The sequence below is a fragment of the Streptococcus sp. SM3 genome (assembly GCF_027497875.1).
In genome coordinates, this window is record NZ_JAJNSA010000019.1 from 1 (window position 1) to 11758 (window position 11758).

At 45.0% G+C, this 11758-nt stretch carries 10 protein-coding genes and 1 pseudogene; 2 read left to right on the plus strand and 9 right to left on the minus strand.

Annotated elements, in window-relative coordinates:
* The 8 genes and pseudogenes from PAN06_RS04870 to PAN06_RS04905 form a co-directional block, all read right to left on the minus strand.
* Positions 1-307, minus strand: a pseudogene (locus tag PAN06_RS04870) (5-methyltetrahydropteroyltriglutamate--homocysteine S-methyltransferase); the annotation flags it as partial.
* 305 nt (positions 308-612) lie between these two features.
* A complete protein-coding gene (locus tag PAN06_RS04875) occupies positions 613-2220 on the minus strand; it encodes an alpha-glucosidase (RefSeq protein ID WP_269795742.1) in 1608 nt (535 codons plus the stop codon).
* Between the two features lie 68 nt (positions 2221-2288).
* Complete coding sequence (locus PAN06_RS04880) at positions 2289-4520, minus strand: TIM-barrel domain-containing protein (protein WP_269795743.1); 2232 nt, start codon at positions 4518-4520, stop codon at positions 2289-2291.
* A gap of 146 nt (positions 4521-4666) precedes the next feature.
* Positions 4667-5425 (minus strand): CPBP family intramembrane glutamic endopeptidase, encoded by a 759-nt coding sequence (locus tag PAN06_RS04885; protein WP_269795744.1) that lies wholly within the window; start codon positions 5423-5425, stop codon positions 4667-4669.
* A gap of 122 nt (positions 5426-5547) precedes the next feature.
* Positions 5548-6213, minus strand: a complete 666-nt coding sequence (locus tag PAN06_RS04890) for a TrkA family potassium uptake protein (RefSeq protein WP_049471856.1) — start codon at positions 6211-6213, stop codon at positions 5548-5550.
* A gap of 9 nt (positions 6214-6222) precedes the next feature.
* Positions 6223-7605 carry a potassium transporter TrkG gene (locus tag PAN06_RS04895; protein ID WP_269795745.1) on the minus strand — a complete coding sequence of 461 codons (1383 nt, stop codon included), beginning with the start codon at positions 7603-7605 and terminating at the stop codon, positions 6223-6225.
* Between the two features lie 31 nt (positions 7606-7636).
* Positions 7637-8401 (minus strand): nucleoside phosphorylase, encoded by a 765-nt coding sequence (locus PAN06_RS04900; RefSeq protein WP_049471858.1) that lies wholly within the window; start codon positions 8399-8401, stop codon positions 7637-7639.
* The gene (locus PAN06_RS04905; RefSeq protein ID WP_024055061.1) at positions 8398-8967 is read right to left on the minus strand and encodes a sugar O-acetyltransferase; all 570 of its coding nucleotides are present in this window, start codon (positions 8965-8967) and stop codon (positions 8398-8400) included. Before PAN06_RS04905 ends, PAN06_RS04900 begins: the two co-directional genes overlap by 4 nt.
* A 177-nt stretch (positions 8968-9144) precedes the next feature.
* On the opposite strand from PAN06_RS04905, the gene PAN06_RS04910 reads away from it, so the two are divergent.
* On the plus strand, positions 9145-9888 hold the full coding sequence (locus PAN06_RS04910) for a DeoR/GlpR family DNA-binding transcription regulator (protein WP_269795746.1): 744 nt from the start codon (positions 9145-9147) through the stop codon (positions 9886-9888).
* A gap of 11 nt (positions 9889-9899) precedes the next feature.
* Complete coding sequence (locus PAN06_RS04915; RefSeq protein ID WP_024055063.1) at positions 9900-10709, plus strand: Cof-type HAD-IIB family hydrolase; 810 nt, start codon at positions 9900-9902, stop codon at positions 10707-10709.
* A gap of 90 nt (positions 10710-10799) precedes the next feature.
* On the opposite strand, the gene PAN06_RS04920 is transcribed toward PAN06_RS04915, so the two are convergent.
* Positions 10800-11747 (minus strand): AEC family transporter, encoded by a 948-nt coding sequence (locus PAN06_RS04920; RefSeq protein WP_003008680.1) that lies wholly within the window; start codon positions 11745-11747, stop codon positions 10800-10802.
* Positions 11748-11758: the final 11 nt, after the last annotated feature.

Below are 11758 nucleotides of genomic sequence, written 5' to 3' on the forward strand. Positions count from 1 at the left end.
CACCTTGATAACCACGCGCCAAAGCAAAGTATTGTTCAAGGTCTGTCAAATCCAAGTTTTGAACAGATGCAGGCACGACGTTGAAAAGGAAGGCTGCATCAAGAAAATTGTCGTAATGTGAGAAGTCATTTGAAGGAATCTCTGAGATGCCTTGCTCTTTGACAATGTTCCAGTGTTTTGCACGCAAGTCTTTGGTAGCTGCCAAGAGCTCGTCTGCTGAGATTTCTTTTCTAAAGTATTTTTCAGTTGTAAATTTTAATTCACGGAATTCACCCAAACGTGGGAAACCGATAATTGTAGTTGACATGTTGTGTCCTCCAAAAATTCTAATTGACACTATCATATCAGAAGATAGCCATCTTGTATAATTGCTTTTACACGAATTTTGATATAGGTAAAAACTATAACACGGATTTAATAGGCCTTGGGACCAGAGATCAAAAGCAAAAACTAGGACTGCTTATAAATATTTCCTATAGCCCATGCATTACCGAACCATTTTTGAGCGGATTCTGCTAGAAGAACAACCCCTAAAAAGCAAAACAGGCCTTCTCTATTGAGAAAGACCTGCTTTTATAAGGAGGTTCGTTCCTTAATTTTTCATTTGCTTCATTAGGCTAATTTGACACAGAAGGCATCCCAAGGGGCTAACTTGCCCGATTCGAGGACTTGCTCCACCTTGGTATTGGCAATGAGAACCTCTTCAACCCCATTGACAAGCGGTAAGTCTTGCTCTTGGCTTGAAAGATTGACAACAACCAAATAGGCTTGGTCTCCTTCTACCCGCTTGTAAGCAAAAACCTTGTCTACTGCGTCCACCAATTCATAATCAGCCGTCACAAGCCAAGGATGCTCTTTTCTCAAGGCCACCAGAGCTTGGTAGGTATAGAAAATGGAGTCTGGATCTGCTAGAGCAGCCTCCACATTGATCTCTTTGTAGTTTGGGTTGACAGCAAGCCATGGTTGACCTGTCGTAAAGCCAGCTTCTGCTTCATCATTCCACTGCATCGGTGTCCGTGCATTGTCCCGACCAATATGGCGGATCTGATCCATGATCACTTCGAGTGGCACTCCTTTTTCTAAGGCTTCATGGGCATAGTTGATTGACTCGATATCTTCCACATCCTCGAGGGTCTTAAATGGATAATTGGTCATCCCAATTTCTTCCCCTTGATAGATATACGGAGTTCCCTTCATCAAGTGAAGCAGAATAGCTAAAGCCTTGGCAGATTTGACACGGTAGTCGCCATCATCCCCCCAAGTTGACACAATCCGTGGGAGATCGTGGTTGTTCCAAAAGAGGGAATTCCAGCCTTCGTCTTTTCCTAATTCCGTCTGCCACTTGGTGAAAATTTCTTTCAATTTTGGCACATCCAATTCCTTGGCGTAGTGCCATTTTGGTTGACCCGGTTGGTATTGAAGACCAATGTGTTCAAATTGGAAGACCATGGACAATTCTTGATTTTTTGGATTGGAATATTGCTTAGCAATCTCTGGAGTCGCTCCCCAAGTTTCTCCCACGGTGAGCAGATCCTTATCGCCAAAGGTAGCTTGATTCATTTCCTTCAAATAAGGATGGAGCATGGGACCATTGCTGATGATTTCCTGATCTGGGATCTTACCGATCATATCGATGACATCCATACGGAAGCCACCAATTCCCTTGTCAATCCAGAAATTCATCATGTCATAGATCTGATGACGAAGCTCCTCGTTTTCCCAGTTGAGGTCTGGTTGCTTCTTACTGAAGTTATGCAGGTAGTATTGGCCTGATGCTTCATCAAATTCCCAAGCAGAGCCACTAAAAGCAGAAATGATGCCATTGGGCTCATCGCGCCAAATATAGAAATCCCGCTTTGGACTGTCTGGGTTTTCACGCGCCTCGATAAACCAAGCATGCTCATCAGAGGTATGGTTGACCACCAAATCCATGATGATTTTGATCTTGCGTTTATGGCCTTCTGCGATCAATTCTTCCATATCTTCCATGCTACCAAAGATGGAGGCAATATCCTCGTAATCCGAGATGTCATAGCCGTTATCGTCCATGGGACTCTTGTAGACTGGTGAGAGCCAGATCGCTGTAACCCCTAATTTTTCCAAGTAGTCTAGCTTGCTCGTGATCCCCTTGAGATCTCCGATGCCATCGCCATTACTATCCTTGAAACTCTTTGGATAAACTTGGTAAATTACGGCATTATGCCACCATTTTTGTTCCATTTTTTCTTCTCCTTTATGATTGTGAAATCACTTTCATCATACAAAAATAGGGGTAAAATTGCAAGAATTTACAAGTCTTCATTCTCTTCACTGGAATAAATCACTTCAAAGAGACGTTGACGCAAACCTTCCTCTAAAGGTGTAATGATCTTCATCAACTGTTTCCAATCCTTGGCTGTTGAACAAGCCGCAAATAATTCATTCTTCCTATCGTAGGCCAGGTTGGCAGATTTCAAGAGCTCAAACATCCGATCTTCTTTTGCAGTAGGACGCGATTGCAGCTCACCCATCGCAATTTCTTGACTTTGATTGTCTACTAAGATAGGGGCTGTCTCTAAGGTATGGAGGAAGAACCGGTGCTGTCTCTTTTCAGGAAGCAGCGTTAGATCACCTGTTAAATCCAGCCTAATCTTTCTTTCATCCCAATTGACAGTTAGGCGGGTTTCAACCCTGTTATCTCCTTCTCCTTCAACGAGTACGAAGGAACGATTGTCACCTGGGAAAAGATGCCAGTCCAGCATTTCTGGGAGCTCTACCCCTGTCTGCGGTTGTGCATCCATAGGGATGATGGCTCCTGCACGCGCAAAGACCGGAATATCCTGGCTAGCTCTAAAGACTGTAAGCTTGCCTTTTCCTTCGTACTTCCAATCATGGAAGAAATCATACCAAACTCCGTCTGGGAACCAAACACTCACAGAAGCACTATGAAAGACCGGATCCAGCGATTCGGTAATTGGGGCCACCATGAGTTCACTACCAAAGAAATATTGATTTTTAGCCTCATAAGCCTCTTCTTCGTTTGGGTAATGGTAATAGAGGGGCTGAACCAAAGGCAGTCCTTCTTCATGCGTCGCCACATTCATGGTGTAAAGATAAGGCAGTAAGCTGTGACGCAGGCGCAAATACTGCTTCATCCAGCGACAAGTCTCAGGCGAGTAAAACCACGGTTCCTTGCTGTTAAAGGCATTACAAGAACTATGGAGACGATTGATCGGGCTAAAGACCCCAAACTGCAACCAGCGAAGAGCCAAGTCTTCATCATAGTAACCCCGCATATGGCCACCAATATCGTGACTCCACCACGTATAGCCGATATTTGAAGCTGTGCTGGTAAAATAGGGTTGAAAGGCTAGGGATTCCCAAGTCACAATGGTATCCCCTGAAAAACCGATCGGATACCGGTGGCTGCCAGGACCCCCATAACGCGATAAGATGAGACCAGCTTGGCCTTTTCGGCAATTGTCTAGATAATGATAGTGATTTAACAACCAAAGGGGATCCATCTTGCCATGACTTCCCTGTTGCCAATCAATCCACCAAAAGTCGACTCCTTGATTTTCCAAGGGATGGTGGACATCTTCGAAATAAGCTTCGCGAAAGGCTGGACTGTAAAAGTCAAAGCTAGCCGCTTCTTCTTTTTCCGCATCTAATCCCAAGCGTTTTGCGACCTTGGGGTAAGCATCTTCGAAGGCGCGAATTCCATCTGCTGGATGGACATTTAAGGTCACCTTTAAACCACGCTCATGCAGACCATGTAAGAAGGCAGCTGGATCAGGAATCAAGTCCCGGTTCCAACTATAGCCCGTCCAACCACTTCCAAAGCGAGCAGGAATTGCTGTCTTGTGCCAGTCCATATCGATCACACTGACAGCCAAAGGCACCCCTTCAGCTTTGAAACGATCCATTAAATCTGTGTACTCCTGACTGGTATAAGGCCAATACCGACTCCACCAGTTTCCCAGAGCATAACGTGGCAAGAGGGGTGGTTGTCCCGTCAGATGGTAAAAATCTTTCAAGGCCCCTAGATAATCGCGCCCATAACCGAAGAAATACAGATCCACTTCTGAACATGGCCGTGCTCTAAATCCGCTTTCGACATCATACAAGTAGGAACTGGAATCGTCCAAAAGAGCATAACCGGCCTTGCTCAAGATCCCATCTTCCAACTCCATAGCTCCATCGACCTCGTCAAGCGTCCGACTGGTACCTTTCAAGGTCTCAGGCTGATCTCCATAGTGCCACCGGCTACCATAGACTGCATACTGACCCTTGAGCTCAATAAAAAGCCGATCCGGTGTAAAAGGTCCCTTTTCAAAATGAAGGTGGAGATGCTCCGTATGCAGATCGAGGACCTCTTCTGTCTCTACGACCTCATAAGCAACAGGTCCAAAATCACGATTTTGCACAACTTGCGTCTGACCATCTTCAAAAACACCATCCTCTGAGTATTCTAAGCGAACCAAAGATTCCGTTAATACGGAGATTCGGTAGTTATCTCCCTGTATCACTGATCCTGCCATTTGTCTTTCCTCCTCTTTTTATAGGGCATCTGACTGCCCGCTTTTTATCTGCTCCGCCTCTCCGTGTAGGCGTTTACGATTTTACTATAGCACTCAAAAAAAGGCCTGTCAACACCTGACAGAGCCTTTCCTAAAATTTTATAAGATCAACTTCCCCAATGGATCAAGAGATACATGAGACTAGATCCAAACATATCTGCCAAGGCATGCATGAGGAAAAATGGCAAGAGATTCTTGACGACTTTCTTGTACATGAAGTAATAAAAGAGTCCATAAATGACGCCAATCACAAGGGCCCAGAGAAGCCCTTGATAGGTGTGGAAAGAAAAGCGGATCAGGGTTGAAAAGGCCAGTGCCTTCCACTTATTCTTTTCACTTACCGAAGTCATTAAGCCCAAAAAGAAAAATTCTTCATAAAATCCATTAAGCAAGCCATAAGCAATCGCCATAGGGCTTAAAGCCATGAACTTATGGATGATCTGAATGGGGTCGATATAGGGCCAAAGACTCGGACTTAGGTAATTGTGTTCACCCGAAACCGTTGAGATTACATCCCCAAAAAGTCCCATCGCTGCAAAGAGCAGGGGCACCCAGATCAAGGTGGACCACTTAAAGCGGATCGGCAATTGTTTAAAATCAAAGCGACGAAGCAGCAAGTAAAGAAGAGCTAGAGCCAGTAAGATCAACTGCAAGGTCATATTGCTGGAATAAGCAGCTCCTTCACTTGCAGTATTGCTACTGTTTGTGGCTACTGCAGTCTGCGCGACTGGCTGAAAACTGGCTAAAAACAGCTGGGTCGAGCGGATAATGAATTGCCCAAAAAGAATGGCTGTCACAATACCAATATCAAACCATTTGAGTTCTTTTAAGGGCTGTTTGGGTCGTATTCTGTTAAAAAATATCATCTTTCATCCTTCTATTCCCACAATGGAAGTATTTTTGTTTCTCTTACTTTAGCAATCAATGCTTAAAGAAGAGTTAACCTAGAAAAGAAAAAAACGACCTTTGGGCCGTTTCCATTACACTATTAGTCTAACAAATCTTGGATTCTATCTAAATATTGGTTGTCTGTCACTGCCATCACGCGCACCCCTTCAGGCCAGATAAAGTCGGGACCAATCTGAATATGAAGCGGTTGGTCTTCCGCATCTCGATAGCCGATAATATTGAGATGGTACTCCTCTCTGACAGCCAAGTCCTGAAGGCTTTTTCCTACCCAGCTAGCTGGAACCGTAAACTCAGCCACCACCACTGCTTCATCCAACTGGAAGACTTCAATCCCGTGTTGGAAGAGGATCATCTTAGCTAGAGACATCCCCGCTTCTACCTCTGGTAGGATGACCAAATCAGCTCCAATCTTCTCAAGGACTTCCTTGGTCACTTCATTCTTGACCTTGGCAATGACGTGCTCGACGCCAAGTGCCTTACAGTGCATGACCGCCAGGACACTTGATTCCAAGTTTTCTCCCGTCGCAATGACGACTGTGTCACAGTTCCCAATATCTGCCGCATCCAAGAGGTCCATTTCCGTAATGTCTCCAACAATCCCAGTTGTAATCATAGGTTCATACTGGTTGATCACATCTTCGTGATCGTCAATTGCGATGATATCCACATCCTGGTCCTGCAGGGTTTTTAAGACACTCTGTCCAAAAATCCCTAAGCCCAGAATTCCAATGGTTCGATTTGCCATAAGTCTCTCCTATCCGATAATGATGTCTGCCTTGGCATACTGCAAGGCATCTGCCTTTTTGGCTTTGTAATTGTTCAAGCTGACCATAAGGGTCAAGGGACCGATCCGACCGATAAACATGAGCACCATGATGATCCCCAGCCCTGCTCCATTTAAGGTCGAGGTCACATTGGCCGTTACGCCCACTGTCGCTAAAGCCGATACCACCTCAAAGACCAAGTACAGAAAACGTTGACCATCCGGCGTCACAAGACAAAGGCCAAAGAGCCCCAGGATAAAGGTCAACTGGAAGATTACCGCTGTCCCCAAAGAGCGTTGCACCAAGTCTGGTGCGATGGTACGCTTACCCAAATTGGTATGTGGTAATCCAAGTAATTCCTTGCGAGCTAAGAGGATCAAGACCAAGAAGGTGGTGATCTTCATCCCTCCTGCTGTCCCACCTGGTGCACCACCTAAGAACATCTGGAGGATATAGACAAAGAGTGTCACAGGTCGGACTGCTGTATAATCCAGTGAGGCAAAGCCAGCCGTCCGCATACTGACCGTTTGGAAGAAGCTGACCAAGATCTTCTCTCCCAATGGAAGGGACCCAATCGTTGCTGGATTATTAAACTCTGTCAAAAGACTAGTCACTGTCCCAAAGAGAAGGATAGCAGCTGTCAACCAGAGAACCACCTTAGTATGGAAACGAAGAGTCCGTCGTCCCGATTGGTTGCGGGCCTTGGTGGCTAGGTCAAACCAGACCATGAAGCCCAAGCCTCCGGTAATGATCAGAGCAGATAAGGTCATATTGACCAACCAATCGGTCTGGAAACTCATCATACTATCGCCCCCAAAATTATCAAAGCCTGCATTACAAAAGGCGGAAACTGCGACAAAGATGGAGTTAAAGATCCCATGGCCCCAGCCAAAGCGAGGAATAAAGCGAGTCATGAGGAGCAAGGCCCCGACACCTTCGATGGTAAAGGTGGTAATAAAGATGGAGCGGACAAAACGGGTCAAGCTTTGATTATTGCTAAAGCTAAAGCTGTCCCGAATAGTCTGCCGGTCCTTGAAACTGAGCTTTTGGCGACTTTCCATAAAGAAGAGACCAATAAAGGTCAAAATCCCTAGGCCTCCAATCTGAATCAAGAGCATACAAATCAATTGCCCCCAGCCATTATAGGTCGAAGCCACCGACTGGGTAAAGAGCCCTGTCACACAGACCATAGAGACCGCGGTAAAGAGGTGGTCGATGTAGCCTGCTGTTGAGCTTACTTGCTGGACAAAGGGCAAACTCAGTAAGAGAGAGCCTATCAGGATAACCAAGGCAAAGCTGAGAAAGATCCGCCTTGCTGGAGACAAGCGAGTCAATTTGGCCCGCCATTGTTTAAAATATGATTTCACTAACATAGCTTCATTGTATCATAAAAAGAGAATAGACCTACAAGTAATGAACCATTTCTAGGCATAATTCTAAGGCCTTCTCAAATGCTTCAGAGCCCCAGTCACGCTGGTCATAATTTTCCAGATCTGCAAGAGAATCTGCGGTAAAGAGAAGCAAGCCCCAAATTGCCTCACGAAGCTGGGCGACTGCTGCAAGCGATGCACACTCCATCTCCACCACACTACACCCTTCTTCAATCCGATAGGCCACCTTGTCAGGCGTTTCCCTATAAAAGCCATCGGTCGACCAGGTCATGACCTCTTGATAAGGAATTTCTTTTCCTTTCAAGACCGTTTCAATAGCGGTCAGTGCACGACTATCCACTTCGATATAACGGGAAGGCGCTACATAATGGTAACTAGCTCCCTCATCTCGCAAGGCCTTGGTAGGGATCAAGAAGGCATTTTCTTCTATGTCCACCAAGACCCCACAGCTACCTGCCGATATAATCTTCTTCACCCCATAGCCAATCAACCAATCCATGAATTGGGCAGCAGCTGCAGATCCAACTGGCGCTTGGGCCAAGCAGATTTCCTCTCCTTGGTGCTCCATGACATAGACCGGATAGGTCTTGGTAGCTGAGACAAAGCTAGCTACTTGTTTGGCTCCGACAGCTTTGGCAAAGCGCTCAATCTCATCCTCCAGGAAAGCATACACACATTTTTCAGGTAGGTGCAGATCAAGTCCCTCATGGGTCGGCATAATGACTGCCTGCGGGTTGTCATCAAACTCTAAAATAGGAATTTCATGTTTATGGATCATCGTTTCTCCTTTTTGACGGGTATTTCTTTGATGACACGGGCTGGATTTCCTGCAAGGACCACATTGTCTCCAAAGGATTTTGTGACCACTGCTCCTGCGCCAGCGACCACATTGTCACCCAGCGTGACACCAGGGAGAATGGTGACCCCTCCTCCTGCCCAGAAATTGTCCCCAATCGTAATCGGAGCTCCGTACTCGAGACCAGAATTGCGCTCGTCTGGATCCAGTGGGTGCAAGGGTGTCAAAAATTGGCAATTGGGACCAATCATGGCATTCTTTCCAATCGTAATGGGACAGATATCCAACATGGTCAAATTGTAATTGGCATAGAAATTTTCTCCCAGATGGATATTGACCCCATAATCTACAAGAACCTGTCGATTAAGATAGAGGTTTTCACCGGTTGAACCAAACCACTCTTTGATGATAGCTGCCCCTTTTTTAGGATCCACCTCTTGGTTAAAAGCTTCTTGTTTCTCCCGAGAGGCTTTTGCCAAAGCCCGTAATTCAGGGTCCGCAGGTCTATAATAGTCACCCGCAATCATTTTTTCATATTCACTGGCCATAAGGAAACCTCCACGTTATTTTGACATATTATAGCAGAATTTCCCCTTTAAAACAAACGTCAGAATAAGGCTTTACAAGAAAAACGATCATAAATACTTAAAGATAATTAAAAACACTTGCATTAACTTAATAAATGATGTAGAATATAGGCAAGAACAGAAACAAGGAGCGATCTCATGTATCAGGAACAACGACTCGAAAAAATATTAGAACTCTTAGAAGAGCGAAAACAGCTATCGGCTAAAGAAATGGTCGACTATTTCAAGGTCTCAAAAGATACCATCCGTCGAGACTTCGCTCTCCTTAGCCAACGCCAGCTGGTCCGCAGGACCCACGGTGGGCTCCTTCCCTTAAACAAAGAACCTGGCCCTTCTTATCTAGACCGTAGTCAAAAGGCTAACAAGGAAAAGACTACCATGGCTCAAAAGGCCCTGCAATTGATCCAAGATGGACAAGTGATCTTTCTCGACGTTTCCACCTCGATGACCCTGCTTGCTGGCTTGCTTAACAAGGAAGTCACAGTCTATTCGCATTCCCTTGACAATGCCATCCAGCTCAGTAGCCATTCCCAGGTTGACTTTCATCTTTTAGGAGGAAAATTCTACCCTAAAAACCGCTTTTACTATGACGCGAATCAAGCACAAATACTGGACAATCTTCGCTTTGATCTCGCTTTTTTTGGAGCGAGTAGCTTAGCCAATGGTGAAGTCACCTTTGAGGATGCTGAAGACGTTGCAGTCAAATCCCTCGTCTTTGAACGATCTCGCACCAAGATCCTTGTGGCAGAAACTTCTAAATGGACGAAAAATGCCAACTACTATCTCGCTCGTCTCAAACAATTTGATTATTGGATTACCGACCAAAAACCAAGCCCTGAAATCCTGAAACAAGTCGGCAACGAAACCAGTATTCTCTACTAGGAGGTAAGTTTATGTCTCACATTCGTCTCATCATTAGCGATATCGATGGCACTATTTTAAATGATCACCATCAGATCGATCCAGAGTTGGCATCATTGATCCCGGATTTAAAGCGCGAAACCATTCCTTTCGTGCTGGCCTCTGCTCGCTCTCCAAAAGGGATGGCTCCTATTGCCAAAGAGCTCGGCATAGAGGACTGTCCTATGGCCTGCTACAATGGAGCCTTAATCCAAAAAGGAGAGCAGGTTCTGTTTGAGCATCCCTTAGACAAGATTGAAGCCCGTCAATTTATTGATTGGGCCAACCAACACTTCCCTCAAGTTTCGATCAACCTCTATAGTGGAAAAGACTGGATGACCGATCATCTCGACCAATGGAGCCAAGAGGAAGCCCGGATTACAGGGGAAAAACCTCATATTCTCCCCCTATTGGATCCTTTGCTGGATACGACAAAGCCCCTCCACAAATTGCTCTTAATTGGAGAACCAGAAGAGATCCAAGCCCTCTATCGCACGATTTCTACCAACGACTTCCCTTCTACCGCCTTTTATCTCTCCAAAGCCAACTACCTAGAAGTTACTGCTAAGCACGTCTCTAAAGAAGATGCTCTGGTTGAGCTCGCCAATCACTACCACTTAAGCTTAGAAGAAGTCCTCACCCTGGGGGACAACTTCAATGACCTTCCTATGCTCAAAAAAGCAGGCATCGGTGTCGCTATGGGCAACGCTCCGCAAGAGGTGAAAGACGGAGCAGCAGTCGTGACAAAGACCAACAATGAAAACGGGGCTGGGCAAGCGGTTGAAACCTATGTGTTGATCTAGTCATCCGTTTAAAAAAGACGTCGAGTATAATACCCGACGTCCTTTTTAACGAATGTATAGCACTAAAACTACATCCTTTTCATATAAATGCTATCCCAACAATGTCTGCAGAATTGGAACCACAATCACAAATAAGACTGTGCTGAGAGTGACCACATTCGTTGAAAACTCAACATCGCCTTTACCTTGATTGGCAAGGATAGGAAGAACTGCCAAGGCTGGTGTTGCTGATTGAATCATAAAGGTTCTAAATTCTGGTGCCACCATATTTGGAGAGAAGAACTTCAGAACCAAGAGCATGATGACCGGTGCAAGAATAAAACGACCAACCAGTGTGATAATGGTATCTTTATCAAAGCGAATGGTGTTCAAACCTGCCTTAGCTAGGACGATACCGATATAGACAAGAGATAAGGGCGTTGTTAAACTGCCAATATAAGTCAAGGTGCTTTCCGCAAAACTTGGAACAGGAATACGCAACACCAAAAAGACGAGGGCTACGAGAAAACCTAATAAAGGAGCTGGGAAAAGCTTCTTCCAATTAAATTTTTGAGCCTGTTTTGAAGCCCCTTCTTTACTATCAGAAGTCATTAGATAGACACCTAATGTCCAAGTAGATACTGTATTTGTAATATAATAAACCAAGAAGTAAGGAAGGGCTTGATTTCCAAACAAAGCGATATTTAAAGGCAAACCAATAAATATGGTATTGGCATTAACAAAGGTATTAATCATGGTTCCTCGACGACCCGGGCGCACTTTAAAAACTTTCACTGCGATAAAGGCCGCTAGGTAACCAAGAATGAAGGCGATAAAGGTATACAACAAACCGCCAGACAAGCTAATCAATTTATCTAAAGTTAAATATTTAAGAACAGAGGTAAAAATTGCAACAGGCATGGCCACGTTCATAATCAGTTTAGATAGGTCATTTCCGAAGCTCTCTTGAAACCAACCGCGGACTTGCAAGAAATAACCAAGAATGATGATGACGATAATGGGTACAATACTCTGAATTGAAGTTAAAAAGATTTCCATAGTCTCCCTTT

What these genes read in the sequence shown, in the direction of transcription:
- PAN06_RS04920 (WP_003008680.1), bottom strand. Translation starts at nt 11,747, where the DNA reads ATGGAAATCTTTTTAACTTCAATTCAGAGTATTGTACCCATTATCGTC.
- PAN06_RS04910 (WP_269795746.1), top strand. Translation starts at nt 9,145, where the DNA reads ATGTATCAGGAACAACGACTCGAAAAAATATTAGAACTCTTAGAAGAG.
- PAN06_RS04900 (WP_049471858.1), bottom strand. Translation starts at nt 8,401, where the DNA reads ATGATCCATAAACATGAAATTCCTATTTTAGAGTTTGATGACAACCCG.
- PAN06_RS04890 (WP_049471856.1), bottom strand. Translation starts at nt 6,213, where the DNA reads ATGGCAAATCGAACCATTGGAATTCTGGGCTTAGGGATTTTTGGACAG.
- PAN06_RS04880 (WP_269795743.1), bottom strand. Translation starts at nt 4,520, where the DNA reads ATGGCAGGATCAGTGATACAGGGAGATAACTACCGAATCTCCGTATTA.
- PAN06_RS04895 (WP_269795745.1), bottom strand. Translation starts at nt 7,605, where the DNA reads ATGTTAGTGAAATCATATTTTAAACAATGGCGGGCCAAATTGACTCGC.
- PAN06_RS04885 (WP_269795744.1), bottom strand. Translation starts at nt 5,425, where the DNA reads ATGATATTTTTTAACAGAATACGACCCAAACAGCCCTTAAAAGAACTC.
- PAN06_RS04915 (WP_024055063.1), top strand. Translation starts at nt 9,900, where the DNA reads ATGTCTCACATTCGTCTCATCATTAGCGATATCGATGGCACTATTTTA.
- PAN06_RS04875 (WP_269795742.1), bottom strand. Translation starts at nt 2,220, where the DNA reads ATGGAACAAAAATGGTGGCATAATGCCGTAATTTACCAAGTTTATCCA.
- PAN06_RS04905 (WP_024055061.1), bottom strand. Translation starts at nt 8,967, where the DNA reads ATGGCCAGTGAATATGAAAAAATGATTGCGGGTGACTATTATAGACCT.